17 protein-coding genes and 2 pseudogenes are annotated in these 21,265 nt (G+C 68.4%); 11 read left to right on the top strand and 8 right to left on the bottom strand.

What is annotated here, in order from left to right:
* The first annotated feature begins 81 nt into the window (after nt 1-81).
* A complete protein-coding gene (locus tag GWG54_RS02655; protein WP_167936306.1) occupies nt 82-780 on the top strand; it encodes a DUF4013 domain-containing protein in 699 nt (232 codons plus the stop codon).
* 70 nt (nt 781-850) lie between these two features.
* Nucleotides 851-2,044 carry a threonine synthase gene (locus GWG54_RS02660; RefSeq protein ID WP_167936307.1) on the top strand — a complete coding sequence of 398 codons (1,194 nt, stop codon included), beginning with the start codon at nt 851-853 and terminating at the stop codon, nt 2,042-2,044.
* A 27-nt stretch (nt 2,045-2,071) separates the two neighbouring features.
* Here the strand turns inward: GWG54_RS02660 and GWG54_RS02665 are convergent.
* Nucleotides 2,072-4,644, bottom strand: a pseudogene (locus GWG54_RS02665) (PAS domain-containing protein).
* Nucleotides 4,645-4,801: 157 nt separating this feature from the next.
* Between GWG54_RS02665 and GWG54_RS02670 the strand changes: the two are divergent.
* On the top strand, nt 4,802-5,500 hold the full coding sequence (locus tag GWG54_RS02670) for a phosphoglycerol geranylgeranyltransferase (protein ID WP_167936308.1): 699 nt from the start codon (nt 4,802-4,804) through the stop codon (nt 5,498-5,500).
* Between the two features lie 30 nt (nt 5,501-5,530).
* On the opposite strand, the gene GWG54_RS02675 is transcribed toward GWG54_RS02670, so the two are convergent.
* Both GWG54_RS02675 and GWG54_RS02680 read right to left on the bottom strand, forming a co-directional pair.
* On the bottom strand, nt 5,531-6,325 hold the full coding sequence (locus GWG54_RS02675) for a Sir2 family NAD-dependent protein deacetylase (protein WP_167936309.1): 795 nt from the start codon (nt 6,323-6,325) through the stop codon (nt 5,531-5,533).
* 61 nt (nt 6,326-6,386) lie between these two features.
* Nucleotides 6,387-7,058, bottom strand: a complete 672-nt coding sequence (locus tag GWG54_RS02680) for a helix-turn-helix domain-containing protein (protein WP_167936310.1) — start codon at nt 7,056-7,058, stop codon at nt 6,387-6,389.
* A 201-nt stretch (nt 7,059-7,259) separates the two neighbouring features.
* Here GWG54_RS02680 and GWG54_RS02685 point away from each other — a divergent pair, with 201 nt between their 5' ends.
* Nucleotides 7,260-8,609, top strand: a complete 1,350-nt coding sequence (locus tag GWG54_RS02685; RefSeq protein ID WP_167936311.1) for a cytochrome P450 — start codon at nt 7,260-7,262, stop codon at nt 8,607-8,609.
* 11 nt (nt 8,610-8,620) lie between these two features.
* On the opposite strand, the gene GWG54_RS02690 is transcribed toward GWG54_RS02685, so the two are convergent.
* The gene (locus tag GWG54_RS02690) at nt 8,621-9,100 is read right to left on the bottom strand and encodes a cupin domain-containing protein (RefSeq protein WP_167936312.1); all 480 of its coding nucleotides are present in this window, start codon (nt 9,098-9,100) and stop codon (nt 8,621-8,623) included.
* 157 nt (nt 9,101-9,257) lie between these two features.
* Here GWG54_RS02690 and aspS point away from each other — a divergent pair, with 157 nt between their 5' ends.
* A complete protein-coding gene (gene aspS / locus GWG54_RS02695; protein ID WP_167936313.1) occupies nt 9,258-10,562 on the top strand; it encodes an aspartate--tRNA(Asn) ligase in 1,305 nt (434 codons plus the stop codon).
* 501 nt (nt 10,563-11,063) lie between these two features.
* Here the strand turns inward: aspS and GWG54_RS02700 are convergent.
* Nucleotides 11,064-11,489, bottom strand: coding sequence for a universal stress protein (locus GWG54_RS02700; protein WP_167936314.1), 426 nt, complete (start codon nt 11,487-11,489; stop codon nt 11,064-11,066).
* Between the two features lie 224 nt (nt 11,490-11,713).
* A complete protein-coding gene (locus tag GWG54_RS02705) occupies nt 11,714-12,325 on the bottom strand; it encodes a hypothetical protein (RefSeq protein ID WP_167936315.1) in 612 nt (203 codons plus the stop codon).
* A 95-nt stretch (nt 12,326-12,420) separates the two neighbouring features.
* Between GWG54_RS02705 and GWG54_RS02710 the strand changes: the two genes are divergently transcribed.
* From GWG54_RS02710 to GWG54_RS02720, 4 genes are all read left to right on the top strand, one after another.
* Nucleotides 12,421-13,680: a sodium:proton antiporter gene (locus GWG54_RS02710; RefSeq protein WP_167936316.1), complete on the top strand. Its 1,260-nt coding sequence runs from the start codon at nt 12,421-12,423 to the stop codon at nt 13,678-13,680.
* Between the two features lie 172 nt (nt 13,681-13,852).
* Nucleotides 13,853-15,187, top strand: a complete 1,335-nt coding sequence (gene trkA, locus GWG54_RS02715; RefSeq protein ID WP_167936317.1) for a Trk system potassium transporter TrkA — start codon at nt 13,853-13,855, stop codon at nt 15,185-15,187.
* Nucleotides 15,184-15,306, top strand: coding sequence for a hypothetical protein (locus GWG54_RS21125; protein WP_280842085.1), 123 nt, complete (start codon nt 15,184-15,186; stop codon nt 15,304-15,306). Before trkA ends, GWG54_RS21125 begins: the two co-directional genes overlap by 4 nt.
* A 332-nt stretch (nt 15,307-15,638) precedes the next feature.
* On the top strand, nt 15,639-17,174 hold the full coding sequence (locus GWG54_RS02720) for a TrkH family potassium uptake protein (RefSeq protein ID WP_167936318.1): 1,536 nt from the start codon (nt 15,639-15,641) through the stop codon (nt 17,172-17,174).
* 63 nt (nt 17,175-17,237) lie between these two features.
* Here the strand turns inward: GWG54_RS02720 and GWG54_RS02725 are convergent, their stop codons facing one another.
* On the bottom strand, nt 17,238-18,725 hold the full coding sequence (locus GWG54_RS02725; protein ID WP_167936319.1) for a hypothetical protein: 1,488 nt from the start codon (nt 18,723-18,725) through the stop codon (nt 17,238-17,240).
* A 197-nt stretch (nt 18,726-18,922) separates the two neighbouring features.
* Between GWG54_RS02725 and GWG54_RS02730 the strand changes: the two genes are divergently transcribed.
* Both GWG54_RS02730 and GWG54_RS02735 read left to right on the top strand, forming a co-directional pair.
* Nucleotides 18,923-19,750: a pantoate kinase gene (locus tag GWG54_RS02730; RefSeq protein WP_167936320.1), complete on the top strand. Its 828-nt coding sequence runs from the start codon at nt 18,923-18,925 to the stop codon at nt 19,748-19,750.
* Nucleotides 19,751-19,794: 44 nt separating this feature from the next.
* The gene (locus GWG54_RS02735) at nt 19,795-20,574 is read left to right on the top strand and encodes a 4-phosphopantoate--beta-alanine ligase (protein WP_167936321.1); all 780 of its coding nucleotides are present in this window, start codon (nt 19,795-19,797) and stop codon (nt 20,572-20,574) included.
* On the opposite strand, the pseudogene GWG54_RS02740 reads toward GWG54_RS02735, so the two are convergent.
* Nucleotides 20,571-21,233: pseudogene (locus GWG54_RS02740) on the bottom strand (hypothetical protein). The gene GWG54_RS02735 and the pseudogene GWG54_RS02740 sit on opposite strands and share 4 nt — an antisense overlap.
* Nucleotides 21,234-21,265: the final 32 nt, after the last annotated feature.

Raw genomic sequence — 21,265 nt, forward strand, 5'->3', positions numbered from 1 at the left:
CGAGGCGACGAGCACCTGATATAGCTGCCACGCGTATAGCTCTCGATCGACCGCGAGCGACTGCAGTCGGTCGAGAGAATCATGCTATCAGAATCACTCACCTACCTGAAAGACAGCGACGACGCGCTGAAGACGAGCATCATCGGCGGGCTCTGCCTGCTGTTCGGGTTCCTGCTGATCCCGCTCTTTCTCGTCTGGGGGTACGTCGTCCGCGTGCTGGATCGGACCAGCCGCGACGACGACGAGGCCCCCCGCTTCGAGGACTGGGGCGACCTGACGATCGACGGGGCGAAAGCGTTCGCGATCCTGCTCGCGTACTCGCTGGTTCCCGCTGTCGTCGGCGCCATCCTGTTCGGCGGCGTCTGGCTCGCCACCGGGGAGTCGCCGGGAACGATCGGCGCGATCGGGTTCCTCCTCGCCGGGGCAGTCACTCTCGCGGCGTTCGTCGCGGCCGCGTACGTCTCGCCCGCGGCGATCGCGAACTTCGCGAGCGAGCGACGCATCGGCGCGGGGTTCGACGTCGACGAACTGCGCTCGGTCCTCGCGACGGGAACGTACGCGACGGGGTGGCTGCTGGCGTTCGGGATCGTCGTCGTCGGCTCGTTCGTCTCGGGGATCCTCAACGCCGTTCCGCTCGTCGGAACCGTACTGGGTGCGATCGTCGCGTTCTACGCGCTGGTCGCGGCCTACTACGTCATCGGGCACACCTGGGGCGACCTCCATCCGGTCTCGCTCGAGGGAGCCGACGGCGAGCCCTCGAGCGAGCGTCCCGCCGTCTGACCCCGGAACCGGGACCCCGCTCTCGAGAACCGATGAACAACCCTTAGTCCCGCGCCGTGAACACACCCCTATGGAGACGACAGCCGCCTTTAGAGGCCTCGAGTGCGTCGACTGCGAGTCGACGTTCGACGCCGCCGCGGAGGGCCACCGGTGTCCGGACTGCGGTGGAATCCTCGACCCGAGCTACGACTACGACGCCGTCGACCTGGACCGCGAGGCTCTCGCCACGCGACCGTTCGACTCGCTGTGGCGTTACGAGGAACTGCTTCCCTTTCCCCGGGAGTCGGCCGTGACGATGGACGAGGGGGCGACGCCGCTGGTCGAATGTCCGACCCTGGCCGACGAACTGGGCGTCGGTCGGCTGCTGATCAAAGACGAGGGACGGAATCCGACGGGGACGTTCAAGGACCGAGGTCAGACTGTCGCCGTGACGGCCGCCGACGGGCACGGCGCGACCGACGTGGCGCTGGCCTCGGCGGGCAACGCGGGTCAGGCCGCCGCGGCCTACGCGGGACGAGCGGGGATGGAGTCGCACGTCTACGTCCCTTCCCGGTCCGGGTTCACGAACAAGGCGATGATCAACGTCCACGGCGGCGACATGAACGTCGTCGGGGGGCGGATCGGCGAGGCCGTCACGGCCTTCGAGGAGGGCCTCGAGGCCCACGACGAGTGGTACTCCCTCCAGACGTTCGCCACGCCGTACCGCCACGAGGGCAAGAAGACGATGTTCTACGAGATCGCCGAACAACTCGAGTGGGAGAGCCCCGACGTAGTCTCGTACCCGACAGGGGGCGGCGTCGGGCTCGTCGGAATGTACAAGGCGGCCCGCGAGTTCGAGCGCCTCGGCCTGACCGACGCGGTGCCGTCGTTTTACGCCGCCCAGGCGTCGGGGTGTGCGCCGATCGTCGAGGCCGTCGAGGACGGCCGCGACGCCCACGAACCCGTCGAACACCCGGACACGATCTGCGGCGGGATCGAGATCCCCGATCCTGGCGCGAGCCCGTGGATCCTCGAGGCGATCCGCGACAGCGACGGGGGCGCCGTCGCGACCGACGACCCCGAGATCCTCGACGCCGCGATCGCGGTGGCGAAACGGGAGGGCCTCGAGATGGCGCCGACCTGCGCCGCGGCGATCAGCGGCCTCTACGAGCTCGCCGACCGGGGCGCGTTCGACGGCGACGAGACGGTCGTCGCGGTCAACACCGGCACCGGAAACAAGGAGGCGGACGTCCTCCGCAGCCACCTGATGAGCAAGGGCGTTTGAGCGGGCGTCGGCCCCGTCCTGCGGCGTTCACTCCTCGTCGACTGCGGGCAGCGTGAACGTGAACGTCGATCCCTCGTCGGGCTCGGAGTCGGCCCACATCTCTCCGCCGTGGCGCTCGACGATGCGTCGACACAGCGCGAGCCCGATCCCCGAGCCCGCGTACTCGTCGTGGGTGTGCAGGCGGTGGAACACCTCGAAGATGCGCTCGGTCTCCGCGGGATCGATCCCGATCCCCTCGTCGCGGACCGAGAGCCGCCAGTTCGAGCCCCGGCGTTCGCTCGAGACCGCGATCCTCGGCATCCCCTCCCGCGAGTAGGTGAGGGCGTTCGAGAGCACGTTCCGGAACAGCTGGCGGAGCTGCCGGTGGTCGCCCTCGACCCGCGGCAGCGGCTCCACGTCGATCTCGGCGCCCGACTCTTCGATTCGGCCGCGGAGCTCGCTGCAGGCCTCACCGAACACGCCCTCGAGATCGACCGATTCGAGCGGTTCGCCCGCGGTCTCGATCCGCGAGTACGCGAGCAGCCCGTCGATCATGTCGCGCATACGGTCGGCACCGTCGACGGCGTAGGCGAGGAACTCCTCGCCCTCGGCGTCCAGACGATCGCCGTAGCGCTGGTCGATCAGCCGGAGGTAACTCGAGACCATTCGCAGGGGCTCCTGGAGGTCGTGGGAGGCCGCGTAGGCGAACTGCTCGAGGCGTTCGTTGGAGGTCTCGAGCTTCTCGATCGTCTCCTCGAGGCGGCGCTGGTACTCCCGTCGCTCGGTGACGTCGGTCTGGGTGATCACGCCGCGGCTGATCTCGCCACGCTCGTCCCTGACGGGCATCCCGTGGGTCATCACGATCCGGCGGTCGCCGTCGACGGTCTCGATCTCGTGGACGTCGGGGTCGGCGACCTCCTCGCCCTCGAGGACGCGGGCCATGGTCCACTCTTCGGGCTCGATCGGCTCGCCGGTGTCGACCCACCAGCCGTCGTAGCGGTCGTACTCCGCGACCGACTCGGCGTCGAAGACGTCGCCGCCCCACAGCTCCCGGGCGGTCTCGTTGGCGTCGATGAGCCGGCCGTCGGCGTCGGCGACGACGACCGCGACCGGAAGCAGCTCGAACAGTGTCTCGAGCTGGCGCTTGTGGGTCTCGAGCTGGCGTTCGGCGCGCCGTCGGCGTCGCACTCGACGTGGCCGCGGGCGACGATCCAGCGCACCTCGCCGTCGGCGTTTCGAACGCGGTACTCCGCCTCGTACTCCCCGCAGCTCTCGAGGGCGGCCTGGATGCGTTCCTCGACGCGCTCGCGATCGGCCGGGTGGATCGACGAGACGAATCGCTCGAGGGAGACCCCCTCGCGTGCGGCCTCGGGATCGACCCCGAAGGTCTTGGCGAAGGCGGCGCCGGCGACGAACCGATCCTCCTGGACGTGCCACTCCCAGGTCCCGACCGTGCCGGCCTCGGTCGCGGCCTCGAGCTGGGCCTTCGCGTCCTGCAGGTACCGCTCGCGTTCCTTCCGTTCGGTGACCTCCTGGGCCATCGTCAGCACTGCCCCGACCGCCCCCGCGTCGTCGGTAACCGGAACGGCCCAGAGCAGCCACGTCCGCCCCTTCCGTTCGAGTTCGACCCGTCGCTGCTCGCCCTCGAGGGCGTGTCGGTAGGCGGGTTCGATCGTCTCGGCGATCGGTGCTCCCCAGACGTCCCGGAAGTGCACCCCCTCGAGATCCGCGGGGTCGACGTCGAGTCCGTCGAACCCCCGCCCCGCAGCCAGCGTGTACTCGCCGTCGCGGTCGAGCAGGGCGACGACCCCGTTCGGGAAGTGTTCGGCGAGGGTCCGGTACCGCCGTTCGGACACGGTGAGACGGCGCTCGCGCTCGATTCGGTCGGTCACGTCCCGGAAGTACACCGACAGCCCCGCCTCGGTCGGGTAGACGTCCATCTGGGCCCAGATCCCGAGCGCCTCGGAGTAGCGCTCGAACGAGAGTGGCTTTTTCGTCGCCATCACCGTCCGGAACCGTTCCTCGAGGTGAGAGTCGACGAGCTCCGGAAACGCCTCCCAGATCGCCGTCCCGAGCAGGTCGTCGGCGGGTCGACCGAGCAACTCGGCCGTGCGATCGTTGACGTACGTGAACCGCCACGACTCGTCGAGGGCGTAGAAGGCGTCCGAAATTCGCTCGAACACGGTGTCGAGCTCGGCCGAGAGCTGCTCGACCCGTCGCTCGAGGCGCCGATTACGAGCCGAACCGCGGTCGGATTCGGCGTCGGTCGGGAACCGAACGATACAGACCGCGCCGCGGTCGTCCCCGTCCTCGGCGAGGGGCTCGAGGCGAACGCTGCAGTCGACGCTCCGGCCGTCGGCCGTCTCGATCGATCCGGACACGCGCCGCCGTTTCGACCCGCCGTCGCTCCCGAGGACGGCGTCGTCGAACAGCGCGGCCGCGGGGGCGTCGAGGAGACGCTCCCGCGAGTAGCCGGCGATCTCGAGGACGTCGTCGGTGACCGCGACGATCCGCTCCGCGGCGTCGAGCTGGACGACGCCGCCGTCGAGGGCGTCGGCGACCGCCCGGAGTCGCTGTCGTTCCAGGGTCGACCCGTCGGTCGATTCGACCCGATCGCTCATACCGTGGCCACCGTTCCCCAGGGAGAAAACAACCTCGATGCCCGACGCGCTCCGTCGGGATAGGAGCGACCGCGACCGAGTGCGTCGGGCGGCTCAGGGACCGCCGTCTCGCGGCCGTTTCGTAGCGTTTTTGCTGGCTGTCGGGAAACGGGGCGGTATGACTGCGCCCTGGTCCGACTGGAATCACGTCCTCAAGCTCGACCCGGACAAGGAGCTCCCCGAGGGGGTCACGTTCGGGGACCTCTGTGCGACCGGAACCGACGCGATCGAGATCGGCGGCACGATGGGGATGACCGAGGAAAACATGACCGCGGTCATCGAGGCCTGCGCCGAACACGACGTTCCGCTCTACCAGGAGCCCGCGAACCCGAGCGTCGTCGTCGAGAACGACGCCCTCGAGGGCTACCTCATCCCGACGGTGTTCAACGCCGGCTCGCCGTTCTGGATCACTGAGGCCCACAAGGAGTGGGTCCGGATCGGCGAGATCGACTGGGATCGGACGACGACCGAGGCCTACATCGTGATGAACCCCGAGGCCGACGTGGCGACGCTCACCGAGGCCGACTGCGACCTCGGCCCCGACGACGTCGAGGCCTACGCCACGGTCGCCGAGCGCATGTTCGGCCAGGAGATCGTCTACCTCGAGTACTCCGGCATGCTGGGCGACGAGGAGGTCGTCGAGGCCGCCAGCCGTGGCATCGACGAGTCGACGCTGTTCTACGGCGGCGGGATCCGCGACTACGACTCGGCACACGCGATGGCCCAGTACGCCGACGTGATCGTCGTCGGGGACCTGGCCCACGACGAGGGCGTCGACGCGCTCCGGGCGACCGTCGAGGCGGCCAACGACGCCTGACTCGGCCGCGGCCGCCCGTTCTCGGGACCCTCAGCCCTCGACGACCAGCTCCCGCAGCCGCGGCAGCGCCTCGGTGACGTCCTCACGGCGGACGACGTCGGCCGCGTCGTCGCAGGGAGTTGACTCGAGGTTGACGATCCCGACCGTCGCGCCGCTCGAGGACGCCCGCCGGGGCAAGGAGGCCGCGGGCTCGACGGCCAGCGAGGAGCCGATCGCCAGGAAGGCGTCGCTCTCGCGGATCAGAGAGCGGGCGCGCTGGATGACCGCGCCCGGAAGCTGCTCGCCGAAGAGCACGACGTCGGGCTTGTAGACGCCGCCGCAGTCGCAGGTCGGCGGGAGCTCGCCGTCGGCGGCCCGCTCGAGGACCGGGTCGGCCGGACGACGGCGCCCGCAGTCCGCACACCTGACCCGGCGGGCGTTACCGTGGAGCTCGAGGACCGAGTCCGCGGTCTCGACCCTCGGCTCGTCGACGTCGTCGCCCCGGACGGCGGCCGCCGCGTCGGCGTGGAGCCCGTCCGTGTTCTGGGTGAGTACCGCCTCGAGGTGGCCGTCCCGCTCGAGCGCGGCCAGCGCCTCGTGGGCCGGGTTGGGCTCGTAGTCGCCGCCGAACATGGCCTCCTGGAGCTCGAGGCGATCCGCCCAGAACCCCTCGGGATCGCTCCGGAAGCGACCGTAGGTGAACTGTCCCTCGTCGAAGCGTTCCCAGACGCCGTCGTCGCCCCGGAAGGTTGGGATCCCGGAGGGCGCCGAGACGCCGGCACCCGTGAGGACGGCCGCAGTGTCGGCGTTCCGGATCGACTCGGCGAGCGTCTCGAGGTCGTCCATGTGTCGATACTCGTGGCGGGTCGGGAAAAGCGAGGCGGGACGCCGGCGACGGGATCGCATCTCACCGCATCGAGGTCGCGTACGCGGTGGCCAGCTTCGCCTCGATGCGCTGGAGGTGTTCGCCGACGGTCGAGGGTGCGAGATCGAGGATCTCGGCGAGCTCCCGATGTGTCGTCTCGCGGGGGACCTGGTAGTAGCCCTCCCGGACGGCGACGGCGAACAGCTCCCGCTGGCGCTCGGTCATGGTCGCTCCGGGATCGACACCGGGCTCGTACTCGCCCAGTCGCTCGAGTTCGACCCCGATCCCCTCGGGGAGGTCCGCGGCCGCTCGCTGGATCGCTCGACTCGTCCCGATCGCCGTGATCTCGAGCCCTCGATCGCCGTCGATCCCGACGAAGCGCATCGGCCAGTCGACGACGATCTCGTGCTCGCGGAGGATCGACAGGAGCTCGTCGACGAGGTCGGCACGCCGCCACTGAACGTAGACGACGCCGCGGTCGTCACTGCCGGTGACGGCGAACTCGAGGACGGTCGGCGACTCCGCGAGCAGCGAGCGAATCTCCGCGAGGTCGCCGCGAACCTCGAGCAGTTCGACGTACCGGTCGTCGTCGTCGCTGACGGGATTCACGTAGCGGATCGACTCGACCGTGATCGCATCGTCGTGGCCGAAGCGCTCGTCGGTCGGCGTGAGCCGCCGACCACGCCACCTCAGCGTGACCGTGGCGTAGCGCATCGTCCTCCCTGGGGCGGCATCCAGTCGTTCCCTGTGCGCGTCTGTCGCCCGGCGTTGTCGGGCGGACCGCTACCGACGGTGAGTCGGCTCGCCTTTGGTTCGAGACGGGAGCACACGACCGGACGCTCTCGGACCGGGTATAAATACACCGGGGATGATCGGGTTCAGACATAGGGGACTGGCGCCCGTCGGCGACGGTATATGAGCAGCGAGACACCTGCAGTTACTGACGATCACCCGCCCGGACCGAACGGCCTCCCCCTCGTCGGGAACCAGCTCGCCTTCCTCCGCGATCCCTACGGCTTCATGACCGAAACCGCCCGCGAGTACGGCGACATCGCCTACTGGGAGGATCCGACCGGCCCCGTCTACCAGCTCAACCACCCCGACTACATCGAGCAGGTGCTCGTCCAGAACAACCAGAACTACATCAAGGGAGCCCGCTTCCAGCACGTTCTCAAACCGGTTACGGGCGACGGCATTCTGAACAGCGAAGGCGCGGTCTGGCGCCGAAATCGCCATCTCATCCAGCCCGCGTTCGCACCCGACCGGATCGAAGAGTACGCCGAAATGATGACCGCGTTCACCGAGAACGCGCTCGAGGAGTGGGCGGACGGCCAGACCCGCTCGTTCCACGAGGACATGATGGAGGTGACCCTGCGGATCGTCGTCCGGGCGCTGTTCGGCGTCGACATCGACGACCACGTCGACACCGTCGGCTCCGCGCTCGAGGAGTTCATGCTCGCGACCGAGAGCCTCTCTCATCTTGTTCTCCCGCCGCAGGTGCCGACCCCCTCCAGACGACGCATTCAGCGCGCACGAGCGGAGCTCGACGGCGTGATCTACCCGCTGATCGAGGAACGACGGGCGAACCCGACCGAGCAGGACGTCATCTCGAAGCTCCTCGAGGTGACCGACGAGGAGGGGAACACGCTCTCCGACGAGGGGATCCGCGACGAGGTGGTGACGCTGCTGCTGGCCGGCCACGAGACGACGGCGCTCTCGCTGACGTTTACCGCCCATCTCCTCGCGCGGAACCCGGCCGTCGAACAACGGCTCATCGACGAACTCGAGGCCGAACTCGGCGGCGAGACGCCGACGATGGCGGATCTCTCCGACCTGACGTACACCGAGCAGGTGGTCAAGGAGTCGATGCGGCTCTACCCTCCCGTGCCGGGGATCGTCCGCGAGCCCGTCAAGCCCGACATCATCGGCGGCTACGAGGTCGAACCGGGAGCGACGATCCGGATGCACCAGTGGGTCGTCCACCGTGACCCCCGCTGGTACGACGATCCCCTCGCGTTCCGGCCCGAACGCTGGACCGACGAGATGGAGTCCGACCTGCCGAAGCTGGCGTACTTCCCGTTCGCAGCCGGTCCGCGCCGGTGTATCGGCGACCGGTTTGCCATGCTCGAGGCCCGGCTGATCCTCGCGACGATCTATCAGGACTACCACCTCGAGCTCGTCCCCGGAACCGAAAATCTGGACCTGATGGCGACGATCACCGCCCGTCCGAAAGACGAGATCCCGATGACCGTCCACGAGCGGTAACCCGTGAGGGCTCAGTCCTCCCAGTAGTCGACGGCGTCCTCGAGTCGGTAGTAGCCGTGGAGCGAGCGCTCCCCCTCTCCGCCCGGCGGGGAGTCGACGAAGACGCCGAACTTGTCCATCTCGGGGTAGACGGTGACGTCGGGTTCGACCATCGTCGAGACCATCAGGTATCGGAGGTCACGGTCACTGTCGTTGACGACCTGGTGACCGCCATCCTCGCTCGCGGGAAGCGTCACGAAGTCGCCAGGTTCGATCGACTCCTCCCCGCGTTCGCACCGGAGCATCCCCTCGCCGTCGAGAACGAACAACGCTTCCTCGTTAGCCGTATGGTAGTGATAGGGCCAGGACCGCTCGCCGGGTGGCAGCTCGTACAGGCTACAGCCGATATCGTCTGCGCCGGCAGCGCTCGAGAGCTGCTTGCGCCGGAACCGGGACGACCCCCGGTCGTACTCGGTCCACTCGAGGTCGGCCTCGTTGATCGCGTTCGTCATGCAGTGGCGGTACTTCGGACCGTACCAAGAGTCCTCGGGCGAGGACACCTCGGCGTTGCAGCGACGGATGGCGATCGGGTCGGGCAGCTACCGATCGCGCTCGCGGCTCCGATCCGGAACGATTGCGCTTAAGTTCCGGCGACCGGAATCGGGTGGTATGCAGGACAGAACCTACACTGCCGACGCCGAGCCGGGCGACGACGCGACCGTCGCCGGCTGGGTCCACGAGATCCGCGACCTCGGCGGGATCGCCTTTCTGATCCTTCGGGACACGACCGGGAAGATCCAGATCAAGTTCGAGAAAGACGAGATGGACGACGACCTCGTCGAGGCCGGGCTGGACGTCTCCCGCGAGAGCGTCGTGAAGGTTTCCGGCGCCGTCGAGGAGGAGCCCCGCGCGCCGACGGGCGTCGAGATTACGCCGGAGTCGCTCGAGGTCGTCGCCCCAGCCGACCCCGAACTGCCGCTGGATCCCTCGGGGAAGGTCGACGCCGACCTCTCGACGCGACTCGATAACCGAACCCTTGATCTCCGCAAAGAGGAGGTCCAGGCGATCTTCGAGATCCGCTCGGAGATCCTGCGGGCGGCCCGCGAGGCGTTCCGCGAGTTCCACTGCACGGAGATCACGACGCCGAAGATCGTCGCCACCGGGACCGAGGGTGGAACCGAGCTGTTCCCGATCACGTACTTCGGCGAGGAGGCCTTCATGAACCAGTCCCCGCAGCTGTTCAAGCAGCTGATCGCGGGCTCGAACGTCGAGCGTGTCTTCGAGATCGGCCCGATCTTCCGCGCCGAGGAGCACAACACGCCCCGCCACCTCAACGAGGCGACCTCAATCGACTTCGAGGGCGCCTTCTGTGACGAGAGCGACGCGATGGACGTCGCCGAGGGCGTCGTCACGGCGGCCTACGAGGCCGTCGCCGAGAACTGCGAGGACGAACTCGAGGCGCTCGGCCTCGCCGAGTCGTTCGAAGTTCCCGAGGACGACTTCCCCCGAATCAGCTACGAGGAGGCCATCGAGCGCATCAACGCGACGGGCGAACTCGACGAGCAACTCGTCTGGGGCGACGACCTCCCCACCGAGGGCGAGAAGGCCCTGGGCGACGACGTCGGCGGCCACTACTTCATCACCGACTGGCCCAGCGAGATCAAGCCCTTCTACATCCAGGACCACGGCGACGACGAGGCGCTCTCGACGGGCTTCGACCTGATGCACCCGCGCATGGAGCTGGTCTCGGGCGGCCAGCGCGAACACCGCTACGAGCAGCTCATCGAAGGGTTCGAACAGCAGGGCCTGGACCCCGAGCAGTTCGACTACTACACGAAGATGTTCAAGTACGGGATGCCCCCCCACGCCGGATTCGGCCTCGGCGGCGAGCGCCTGATCATGACGATCCTAGGCCTCGAGAACATCCGCGAGGCCGTTCTCTTCCCGCGTGATCGGCAACGTCTGAGCCCGTAAGGGCGAAGATTTGGTGAGCCAGGGAGACGAGCGAAGCGAAGTCTCCCAGGACCGTCAGCGACTCTCGCCGTAGGCGACAAACCTGAGAGCCAGCAAGGCTCGAACGAAGTGAGAGTCTTGCGGGATCGCCAGCGACTTCGTCAAGGACTCAGTCGCTGGGAGCAAGCGGAAACCGCGAGCGTAAGCGAGGCGCGTTTCCGCGTGATCGCCAATGTCTGAGCCCGTAAGGGCGAAGACTTGGTGAGCCAGGGAGACGAGCGAAGCGAAGTCTCCCAGAACCGGCAGCGCTTGTCGCCGTAGACGACGGCGCAACCGTCGAGCGAGAGTTCGTGGGGTCTCAGATCTCGCGCTGTTCCCGCGAAATCGCCAGAGAACACGCCCTACGGACTCACTCTCCGGAACCCAGCGAGACGACCGCAGAGAGTCTCAACCGATCGATAGGAGCAAAATCGGCCCTACGACGGTACGGACGGTATCTCGATGTAGCAGAGCAATGCGTTTCTACGGGCGCGCTATAAGCACGGAAATATCAACGGAACGGATAATGCGATCTGTAGTACTTCCGAGAAGGTGGTCTTTGAGCCCGGAGCGGCCGCTCGCCCCCATAACAACGAGGTCGATCGTCCGGTCATCACAGTACCCAACGATCGCTTCGTGAGGAGTTCCCTCGAGAACGGTTCGTTCGGCTGTGATACCAGCGTCCTCGGCCTGCGCTTCAGCCCTGCCGAGCACGTCGCTCGCTTCCTGTTCGAGCGTCTTCGTGAGCTCGGGCGCAACGTTTCCGGGAGCGGACATCTCCGTTCCGACGTCTATCACGTGCAGAAAATGGACCGTCGCCCCGTGAGGCTCCGCGATGGCGATAGCCTGGTTCACCGCAGCGGTACTCGATTCGCTCCCGTCAGTTGGTACTAAAATGTCGTTGTACACGCGTAACCGATTTTGCTCCCAGCAGCAAAAAAGCTGGTTGCTACCGAAACCGGACTGTCTCCCCGATCGCTGGTATTCACCGACTGGTCCGTCACCTACCTTCTGACGAGAATGCGACGCCCGGAGCGAGCGGCAGCTCCGCGGGAGGAGCTATCCGAAGAAGAGGGTTTCAGCGGAGCCGCGCGAGCGGCGGGACTGTTACCGTCCGCGTCCCCGACGAACCGTCACTCGCCGGGGGAGGCGTTGACCTCGGGCGGCTGGCGAGCCGTCTCGACCGTTCCCGCGACCAGTTCGCCGTACTCCGCGGCCGAGAGGTCCCCCTCGTTGTACCGCCGCGCCCAGTCGGCGTCGATCTCCGCCGCCCCGAACGCCGACGGCGCGTCGTCCAGGATCGTGATCCCGAGCGCGACGGCGTCGTATCTGGACTCGAGCAGCGCCGCGAACGCGCCCGCGATCGCGCCGACGTCGTGGAGGTCTCCCTCCGCGTACGACTCCGTATTGACGTACTCGATCGTCAACACCTCCTGGGAGCGCTCGACGGACTCGACCTCGAGTGCGTCGTCGTCGAACGCGGCCGCGAATCCGTCCTCGTCCTCGATCGTCGCCCCGTCGAACGCCTCGATGCGCTCCTCGAGCAGGGTCGTTCGCTCTCGAACCGGGAGCTCCGGCGTCAGTTCGGACGTGGGCTGCTTTCGGTTGGGCGGAAGTTGTTCGCCGACGTCGGCGGTGCAGCCGCTCAGAAGTGCGACTCCGACGGCGCCGCCGACCCGAAGCAGGCGGCGTCGCGTCCGCGTCGGCCGTCCCGTCTCCTCGCTCGCGGGCGAGTCCGTACCCATACGACGGCGTACGATTTGGGCGGTCATAGGGATTGGTTCTGCAGACGCCTGCATGGAACTCAAGGACGCCATCGACGTCTGTTTCGAGGACACCGATGCTGGAGTTGTACGACGCCTTGCTGGTCCTGCTCGGAGCCGTCCTGTTCGGCGTCGCGGTGCTGCCGCGGTTCGTCGCCGATCGAGCGATCTCTCTCCCCATGTTCTTCGTCGGGTTCGGGATCCTCGCCTTCGGCCTGCCGACGGGGCTGCCAGCCCCGGATCCCCTCGAGCAGGGCCTCCTGACCGAGCGGATCGCGGAGTTCGGCGTGATCGTCGCACTGATGGCGGTCGGGTTGAAGCTCGATCGCGTTCCGGGGTTGCGGGCCTGGGCCTCGACGTGGCGACTGCTCGCGATCACGATGCCGCTTTCGATCGCCGGCGCGGCGCTGCTGGGGTGGTACGTTGGACTGGTCGTCCCGGCGGCGGTCCTGCTGGGGGCCTGTATCGCGCCGACCGATCCCGTCCTCGCCTCGGAGGTTCAGGTCGAGGAGCCAGGCGAGGGGGACGAAGCCCAGCCCCAGACGGATCGCGAGGGAAAGGGCGATGAGGTTCGCTTCGCACTCTCCTCGGAGGCGGGACTCAACGACGGGTTCGCGTTTCCGTTCACGAACGTTGCGATCGCGATGGCGCTGGTCGGAATCGCGCCCGGCAACTGGGTCGGCGAGTGGCTCCTGATCGACGTCGGCTACAGGATCGTCGTCGGCGTCGTCCTCGGCGCCGTCCTCGGGCGGATCGCGGCCTGGATCATCTTCCTGACGGTCCCGAAAACCGAGATCGCCCGGTCGGTGCAGGGCCTCGAGGCGCTCGCCGGAACGCTGCTGATCTACGGGGCTACCGAGGTCGTGGGCGGGTACGGCTTCATCGCGGTCTTCGTCGCGGCGGTGGCGATCCGGAGCTATGAGCGGTCCCACGAGTACAACGACGCGCTCCACGAGCTCGGCGAGCTCGCCGAACAGGCCGCGATGGCGGTCATCATGGTGTTCTTCGGCGGGGCGATCGCCGGCGGGTTGCTCGCGCCGCTGACGGTCGAGGCGCTGGTCGCGGCGGTCGCGATCGTCCTGGTCGTTCGTCCGGCTGCCGGCGTTGTCGGCCTGCTCGGGTTCGACCGCGATTGGGCTGAGCGGGGGGCCATCGCCTTCTTCGGGATCAGGGGTATCGGCTCGTTCTACTACCTCGCGCACGGCCTGAACGAGGGGGCGTTCGCCGACGCCGACCTCCTCTGGGCGCTGGTCGGCGCCGTGGTCGTGATCTCGATCGTCCTCCACGGCGTCACGGCGACGCCCGTCATCAACCGGCTGACCTCCTCCTCGGGGTGAGGGCTGATCCCGCAGGCTGACGGCCGGCGGACCGACCGGAAGTGCGTTCGCGCCGCCGAGGTCGGCTCGCGCTCGAGGTCGGCCGTTTATGGTCACTAGAGTCGTACTCGGCGGTGCGAACTGACGGCCGTCGGCGCCGGCGTCCCGTCGCGCGCCGGGAGGAACACACCCAATGTACGTACTCATCGTCGGCGCGGGGCAGGTCGGACGGACGATCGCCGCCAACCTCGAGCGGTCCCACGAGGTCGCGGTGGTCGAACGCGACCCGCGGATCGCCGAGGACGTCACCTACGCGCACGACGTGCTGACGGTGACGGGGGACGGGACGGCGCTCGAGACCCTTCGCGAGGCCGGACTCGAGCGGGCCGACATGATCATCGCGTGTACGGACGCCGGAGAGACCAACCTCGTCGTCTGCGGTACCGCCAAGACCGCGACCGACGCGTTCACGATCGCTCGCGTTCGTCGCCACACGATGCTCGAGACCTGGGAGGGGACAGAGGGCGCGTTCGGCGTCGATTTCATGATCTGTACGGATCTGCTGGTCGCGCGGAAGATCGTCCACCTCTCCGGGTTCCCGCGGGCCCAGGACGTCGAGACCTTCGCCGGCGGCCTCGTGCGGATGGCCGAGTTCGAAGTCGGTCCCGAGAGTCCGCTGGTCGGACGTCGGGTTCGCGACTCGGGTCGGGACGGGTCGGTGACCTTCGCCGGCGTCTTCCGCGACGGGGAACTGATGGTGGCCCGGGGCGAGACAAGGTTCGAGGACGGCGATCGGATCGTCGTCGTCGGGGACGCCGAGTCGGTCGGAGAGTTCGGGCTGGCAAACGTGACCGAGGGGACGGCGAGCACCGACGACGTGGTGATCGTCGGCGGCAGCGAGATCGGCTACCAGACCGCCCGGGAGTTCGAATCCCACGGCTTCGAACCCCGGCTGATCGAGCGGGACCGCAAACGCGCGCGCGAACTCGCCGAGGCGCTTCCCGGCGCGCTCGTCGTCGAGGGAGACGCGACGGACGCGGAGGTTCTCGCCCGAGAGCGCGTCGACGAGGCCGACCTCGTGGTCACCTCGCTCGACAGCGACGGGATGAATCTGCTCGTCTCCCTGCTCGCTCGTCGGATCGGGGCCGATCGAACGGTCGCCGTCATCGACAACACCGAGTACGCCGACCTCTTCGAGGTCGTCGGGATCGACGTCGCGGTCAACCCTCGCGAGGAAACCGCCGAAGAGATCGTCCGCTTCACCCGAACCGATCGGACCGAGAAGATCGCGATGCTCGAGCACGACCGCGCCGAGGTCGTCGAGATCGAACTCGATCCCGAGAGCGTGCTGACGGGCCGCCGGATCGACGAGTCGGTCGCCGACCTTCCGGAGGGCGTCGTCGTCGCCGCGATCTCCCGGGGCGGACGGCTCGTCGTTCCCCGGGGGGAGACGGTCCCTCAGCCCGGCGATCACGCCGTGCTCTTCGTCGACGCCAGGGTGCTCGACGAGGTCTCCGCGGCGGTGTGACGCGCCAACGGCAACTCCGCGTTCGACGCGCCGTCGAGCGGGTCAGCGACGCGCTCGAGCGAACCGACGAGACGCTGACGCCGCGGGCGGAACCGAGGTCCGCGCCGGCGACGTCCTGACGGTTCTCCCCCGCAGCGACTTCGATGCGGTACCGCTCCGGGCCGTCGAGTCGGACGACGAGTCGGGTTGTTGGAAGAGAAATATACTTACGAGACAGAACTGAATCGGAAGTAGGTATATAAATGTCCGGTTGGAATCGGAACGCCTCGAGCGACGGTCCGAGCGAACGGTTCGAACGCGGGTCCGATAGCCCGACCCCGAGGACGGCCGAGTCGGATCGAGGCGGGGGTCCCGAGCCGATAGCGCGCCCGGCGCCGAGAGCCGCCCCGGGGGGCAGAACGTCGGTTGTCAGCGGCGCGGTTCGCGAGGGCGCGGCCGGGGGATGGTTCGAATGACGCGGCCGCTCCGGGTCGACTGGCGGGCCGGGCTGAGTCTGGTCGGCACGATCCTCGCGTTCTTTTCGCTGGCGTTCGTGATTCCGATCCTCGTCGCGCTCGCGTACGGCGGCGCGGACCTCTGGGTCTTCGTCGCCTCGATGGGGATCACCGCCGGCTCGGGATTCGCGCTACGTCGACTGGACCCCCAACCCGATCCCGGCGCGCGGGAGGCGTTTTTTGTCGTCGCGATGTCGTGGCTGCTCGCCGCCACGTTCGGCGCACTCCCGTACGTTCTGGCCGGAAACGGAACCATCGCTTACCCGGTGAACGCGCTGTTCGAGAGCATGAGCGGAATCACGACGACCGGAGCGACGGTGATGGGCGACATCTCCTTCGACACCCACTCCCGCGCGATCATGATGTGGCGCCAGCTCACCCAGTGGCTCGGCGGAATGGGGATCATCGTCCTCGCGGTCGCCATCCTCTCGCAGATGGCCGTCGGCGGGGCCCAGCTGATGCGAGCGGAGACGCCGGGGCCCGGGATCTCGAAGCTCACGCCACACATCGCCGAAACCGCCCGCGTCCTCTGGATTGCCTACATCGCGCTCACGGTCGCGTACATGGGGCTCCTGTACGGCGTACACCTGCTGGGGTACGCGCCGAACATGGACCTGTACAACGCGATCGCTCACGGCTTCACGACGCTGCCGACGGGCGGGTTCTCCCCCGAGGCGCGCAGCATCGAGGCGTTCTCGCCGCTCGTCCAGTGGCTCGTGATTCCGTTCATGTTCTTCGCGGGCGTCAACTTCGTGCTCTGGTGGCACGTCATCGCAGGCGATCCGCGGACACTGCTGCGGGACAACGAGTTCCGGACCTACCTCGGCGCGGTGTCGGTGCTGACGGTCGTCTGTGCGATCGTGCTCTTTCTTTCCGCGCTGGAGACACCCGAAACGGGGCAGGTCGGCGGGAACGTGGAGCGGTCGCTGCGATACGCGGCCTTCCAGATCGCCTCGCTGACGAACTCGACCGGGTACGCGAACATGGACTTCGACGCGTGGAGTGGCACCACTAAGGGACTCCTGTTGTTCGCGATGTTCATCGGCGGCTCCACCGGGTCGACCGGTGGCGGGATCAAGGTCCTTCGGTGGCTGGTCGTCATCAAGTCGCTTCGGCGGGAGGTTTTTACCACGATCCACCCGGAAGCGGTCCGGCCCGTTCGGATGAACGGTCGCGTCCTCGACGAGGAGGCGGTTCGGGGCATCTACTCGTTCACGCTGCTGTACCTCGTGCTCTTCTTGGTCGGCGTCGGGCTGCTCTCGGCCGACGCGGCCCGCGTCGGCTTCGACGTCAGCTTGCTCGACGTGCTGAGCACGTCTATCTCGATGCTCGGTAACATCGGGCCGGGGCTCGGGACGGTAACCGGTCCGATGGGCGGCTACCTCGAGTTCCCCACCACCTCGAAGCTGCTGATGATCCTCTACATGTGGATCGGGCGCCTCGAGATCTTTCCCGTCCTCGTGCTTCTGACGAGGGCCTACTGGCGGAGCTGACGCGAGGGGGCGTCTCGCGATCCGAGGACGCGGTCGCCACGGGCTCGCCGGAACGAATCGGGCTCACCGCCGTTCGAGCACCGTTCCCTCGTCCCCGACGGCGACGCCCAGATCGTCGCCGAGCGCGACCGCCTCGAGCCCCGTCGGCGCGTCGGCGTCTGCTCGCTCCCAGTCGGCCGTCGGATCCTCGCGCTCGTGGATCGCCCCGTCGGCGGTACAGACCGCGAGTCGATCCCCGACCCCGTCGATCCCCGCAAGCGTCTCCTCGCAGACCCGCTCGGGGGTCCACCGCGAGCCGTCGTAGCGGTGGACGACGCCGTCGTCGGTACAGAGGTGACAGGTTCCGTCCTCCTCCGCAGCGATTCCGACGGGAGTGCCGTCGGCGTCCTCGATCCCGATTCGCTCGAAGCTCCGGCCGCCGTCGTCGGTCGCGAAGACGCCGTCGTTCGTATCACAGCAGTACCCGACCGCGCCCGCGAGGACGACGTCGCTCAGGCTCGAACCGCTGCCCGGTTGGACGGGCTCGTCCCAGCGACAGTCGCCGTCGCGGTATTGCCCGCGAAGCACCTCGCCCGAGCCGTTGATCAGGAGGACGGTCTCCTCGCCGTCGCCGCCCGCGACGGCGATCCCCGCCAGGTTGTCGGTCCGGTCGTCGGGCGCCGAGTAGTCCACGTGGCGACCTGACTCGACCTCGAGCCGGCCGACGGCGCCGCCGTCGCCGGCGACCCAGGCGGCCTCGCCGTCGTCGGTCACGTCGACGCCGGACAGGCCCTGGCCCTGGGCCGCGGGCCCGTCCTCGAGGAGGAGTGACCACTCCTCGCCGTCCGTGCCCGCGACCACGCCGCCCTCGCCGACGGCGACGGCGCTCGAGCACTCGGCGACCGCGGCGTCGAGCAGGGTCGCGTCGGTGGGTGCGTCCGCGGACCGCCACTCGGGTTCGGACTCCGGTTCCCCCTCGTCGCTCGGTTCGGACGCCGGCGCGGCCGCCTGGGTCGCCGGCCCGGCCTCGCCAGTCGGCTCGTCTCCCTTCGATTCCGACGCGGCTGCATCCGTCGACTCGGTCGATGGGTCGGCGTCGGCCGTCGGCTCGCTCGCGGGTTCCGACTGCGGCTCCGCCTCGGGTTCCGTTTCGACTTCCGGTCTGCGGTCGGCCGTCGATGCCTCCTCGAGGGACTTCCGTTCGTCCCCGCTGCCGGACTCGCCTCGAGAGTCCGGCTCGGCCGGCGGCGGGCCGAGCGAATCGGTGCCCGACTCCGGCGCGGACTGGTCCTCGGGTTCGATCCGTTCGCTCCCGCTCGGCTCGCCCTGCTCCGCGAGCGCCGCGTCGGTCGGCGACGTCGAGTTCTCGGCCGCGTCGTCGCCGCGTCGCGTGAGATAGAGGACGATCGGCGGAACGATATAACAGGCGAGCGCCAGAACGACGAATCCGCGGTGGACGAAAGAGAGCAGCCCGAACGCGGTGAGCCCGGCCGTCGCGACGGCGTGCATCCACGTCTTCGTGTACCGCTGGAAGAACCGGCCGAAACCGCCGGATTCTGTGTTCGTCGCCATCGCTCAGTCCCACCCGTCCTCGAGAGCGGGACGCTCGTCGCACCGGGAGGGGATCGGCTCGAGGGGCGACGTCGGGAACCGTTCGTTCATTGGGGGCGCCTTGACGCTCCGCACGGAAAAGCCGGGTCCATGAACCGTGCCGGGGCGTCAGCGACGAACCTGCAACGTTATACCGTACCGGCGGTAATCGGGAGGTGATGCGCGAGGAGGCGACGGCGTTCGTCCCGGGTCACGTGACCGGATTTTTCAGCGCCCATCCGGACGAGGACCCGACGAAGGCCGGCTCACGGGGGGCAGGGGTGACGCTGACCGACGGCGTCGAGGTGACGGTCGAACCCGCGGCCAAGCGGGCGGTCGTCCTCGACGGGGAGCCGATCGAGGTCGATCCGGTACTCGACGTCCTCGAGGCGCTCGAGGCCCCGGCCCGCGTCGAGGCCGTCTCGGAGCTCCCGCTGGGCGCCGGCTTCGGCGTCTCGGGGGCGATGGCGCTGGGCGCGGCGTTCGCGGCGAACCGGGTCTTCGAGCGGCGGCGCTCGCAAAACGAACTGGTCGCGATCGCCCACGCCGCGGAGGTGCGGGCCGGAACCGGGCTGGGCGACGTGGTCGCCCAGGCCCGGGGCGGGATCCCGATCCGACTCGAGCCCGGCGGGCCCGCGGTCAACGAGCTCGACGCGGTACCCGCCCGGAGCCGCGTCGAGTACGTCCCGTTCGGCGAGCTGTCGACGGCCGACGTGCTGGCGGGAGAAACCGCGAAACTCTCGCGGGCCGGCGAGGCGGCGCTGTCGCGGACCGTCGAGGAGCCCACGCTCGAGTCGTTCATGGAGGCCTCCCGGCGGTTCGCCCGCGACGCCGAGTTGCTGACGCCGACGCTCGAGGCGGCCCTCGAGGACGTGGCGGCCGTCGGCGGGCAAGCCTCGATGGCGATGCTCGGCGAGACGGTCTTCGCGCTGGGCACCGGGCTCTCTGACGCCGGCTACGAGCCGGCGGTGTGTGCGACCCACCCCGCGGGTGCGGTGTTGAAGTAGCGCGGATCGGTCGGCTTTTCATCGACGCTCTCGAGGGATCGATCATGACCGATTACGAGACCGTCTCCGCCGACGTCGACGACGAGGAGGAGATCCCCGAGGACCACCCCAGATACCAGGACCTGCTCACGCGCCACCGGATCGAGCGGGGCGTCGAGAAGGGGATCACCCACCTCCAGGGGATGCACGCCGAGGGGCGGGGCAGCGCCTTCGATTACCTCCTCGGCGAGGAGACGATCCCGAGCGCCGACGAGGCCGAGCGCGCCGCCGCGGCCCACCTGTTGCTGGCGGAGCGCCCGGTGCTCTCGATCAACGGCAACGTCGCCGCGCTCGTGCCCGGGGAGATGGTCGAACTCGCCGACGCCGTCGACGCCGACCTCGAGGTCAACCTCTTCAACCGCACGCCCGAGCGGATCGAAGCGATCGCCGACCACCTCCGCGAGCACGGCGCCGAGGAGGTAAAGGGACTCGAGGCCGACGCCCGGATCCCGAACCTCGACCACCAGCGCGCGAAGGTCGACGCCGACGGGATCTACGCCGCCGACGTCGTGGTCGTCCCCCTCGAGGACGGCGACCGCGCCGAAGCGCTCGAGGAGATGGGCAAGACCGAGATCGTAATCGACCTCAACCCGCTCTCGCGGTCGCCCCGGGTCGCGGAGGTCCCGATCGTCGACAACATCATCCGCGCGGTGCCGAACGTAACCGCCCACGCCCGCGAGCTGGCCGACGCCGACGAGGCCGAACTGCGCGCGATCGTCGACTCGTTCGATCGGGAGAACGCGCTCCGAACGGCCGAGGAACGGATCCGCAGCGGCGAGCTCTAGAAGCGATCGGTGATCCGGGGGGAGACGGCCACGCGAGCGTCCTCGCGGTCGATGATGAAGTTACGATCGCCGCCGTCGACGAACGGCAGTCGCGATCTGACCGACCCAGAGAACTCCTTGAGCCGGTAGTACGACAGCGAGAAGAACTCGCTGGCTCGACGGCTGAACGAGTCGTCGACCTCGTAGCGGATGTCGCAGTCCTCGCCGCGAAGCGTCTCGCCGTCGTCGTCGACGAGCCAGTGCCGCGCCAGCGCGACGCCCCGCTCGGCGTCGTAATCCCGCGCGAGGTAGTGTTTGTAGGGGTGGCGGATCTAGGACCGCTCCCAGTGGGCGTAGACGTCGACCCCCTCGACCTCCTCGAGGTCGTGGATGACGACGTGGAGCTGGAAGGACGCCAGCGGCGACGAGCGCCAGACCCAGGACCCCTCAGCGGTGTTTCCGTCCATCCGGACTTTCACCGCGGAGATCGGGTTCCGGGAGAAGCCACGCTTCGCAAGAAACGCCTCGATCTCCGCCTCCGAGCAGCGGGCGGTCAGCACGTACTCGTCTGCGGTGGTGTGGGTAACGGCGTAGCCGCCGAACGTTCCTCGGAAAAGGTAGTGGAGCTGTGGATAGATCGTTCTGCGGGCGGCGTTGACGGCGTCCTCGCTGAAGCCCATACGACCGATGCATACGCCGACACCGCTATCAA

The sequence above is a fragment of the Natronococcus sp. JC468 genome, from assembly GCF_012163165.1.
In the GTDB taxonomy this organism is placed as follows: domain Archaea; phylum Halobacteriota; class Halobacteria; order Halobacteriales; family Natrialbaceae; genus Natronococcus; species Natronococcus jeotgali.

Coding starts and splice junctions, on each gene's coding strand:
- GWG54_RS02655 (WP_167936306.1), top strand. CDS start 82: ATGCTATCAGAATCACTCACCTACCTGAAAGACAGCGACGACGCGCTG.
- GWG54_RS02660 (WP_167936307.1), top strand. CDS start 851: ATGGAGACGACAGCCGCCTTTAGAGGCCTCGAGTGCGTCGACTGCGAG.
- GWG54_RS02670 (WP_167936308.1), top strand. CDS start 4,802: ATGACTGCGCCCTGGTCCGACTGGAATCACGTCCTCAAGCTCGACCCG.
- GWG54_RS02675 (WP_167936309.1), bottom strand. CDS start 6,325: ATGGACGACCTCGAGACGCTCGCCGAGTCGATCCGGAACGCCGACACT.
- GWG54_RS02680 (WP_167936310.1), bottom strand. CDS start 7,058: ATGCGCTACGCCACGGTCACGCTGAGGTGGCGTGGTCGGCGGCTCACG.
- GWG54_RS02685 (WP_167936311.1), top strand. CDS start 7,260: ATGAGCAGCGAGACACCTGCAGTTACTGACGATCACCCGCCCGGACCG.
- GWG54_RS02690 (WP_167936312.1), bottom strand. CDS start 9,100: ATGACGAACGCGATCAACGAGGCCGACCTCGAGTGGACCGAGTACGAC.
- aspS (WP_167936313.1), top strand. CDS start 9,258: ATGCAGGACAGAACCTACACTGCCGACGCCGAGCCGGGCGACGACGCG.
- GWG54_RS02705 (WP_167936315.1), bottom strand. CDS start 12,325: ATGGGTACGGACTCGCCCGCGAGCGAGGAGACGGGACGGCCGACGCGG.
- GWG54_RS02710 (WP_167936316.1), top strand. CDS start 12,421: ATGCTGGAGTTGTACGACGCCTTGCTGGTCCTGCTCGGAGCCGTCCTG.
- trkA (WP_167936317.1), top strand. CDS start 13,853: ATGTACGTACTCATCGTCGGCGCGGGGCAGGTCGGACGGACGATCGCC.
- GWG54_RS02720 (WP_167936318.1), top strand. CDS start 15,639: ATGACGCGGCCGCTCCGGGTCGACTGGCGGGCCGGGCTGAGTCTGGTC.
- GWG54_RS02725 (WP_167936319.1), bottom strand. CDS start 18,725: ATGGCGACGAACACAGAATCCGGCGGTTTCGGCCGGTTCTTCCAGCGG.
- GWG54_RS02730 (WP_167936320.1), top strand. CDS start 18,923: ATGCGCGAGGAGGCGACGGCGTTCGTCCCGGGTCACGTGACCGGATTT.
- GWG54_RS02735 (WP_167936321.1), top strand. CDS start 19,795: ATGACCGATTACGAGACCGTCTCCGCCGACGTCGACGACGAGGAGGAG.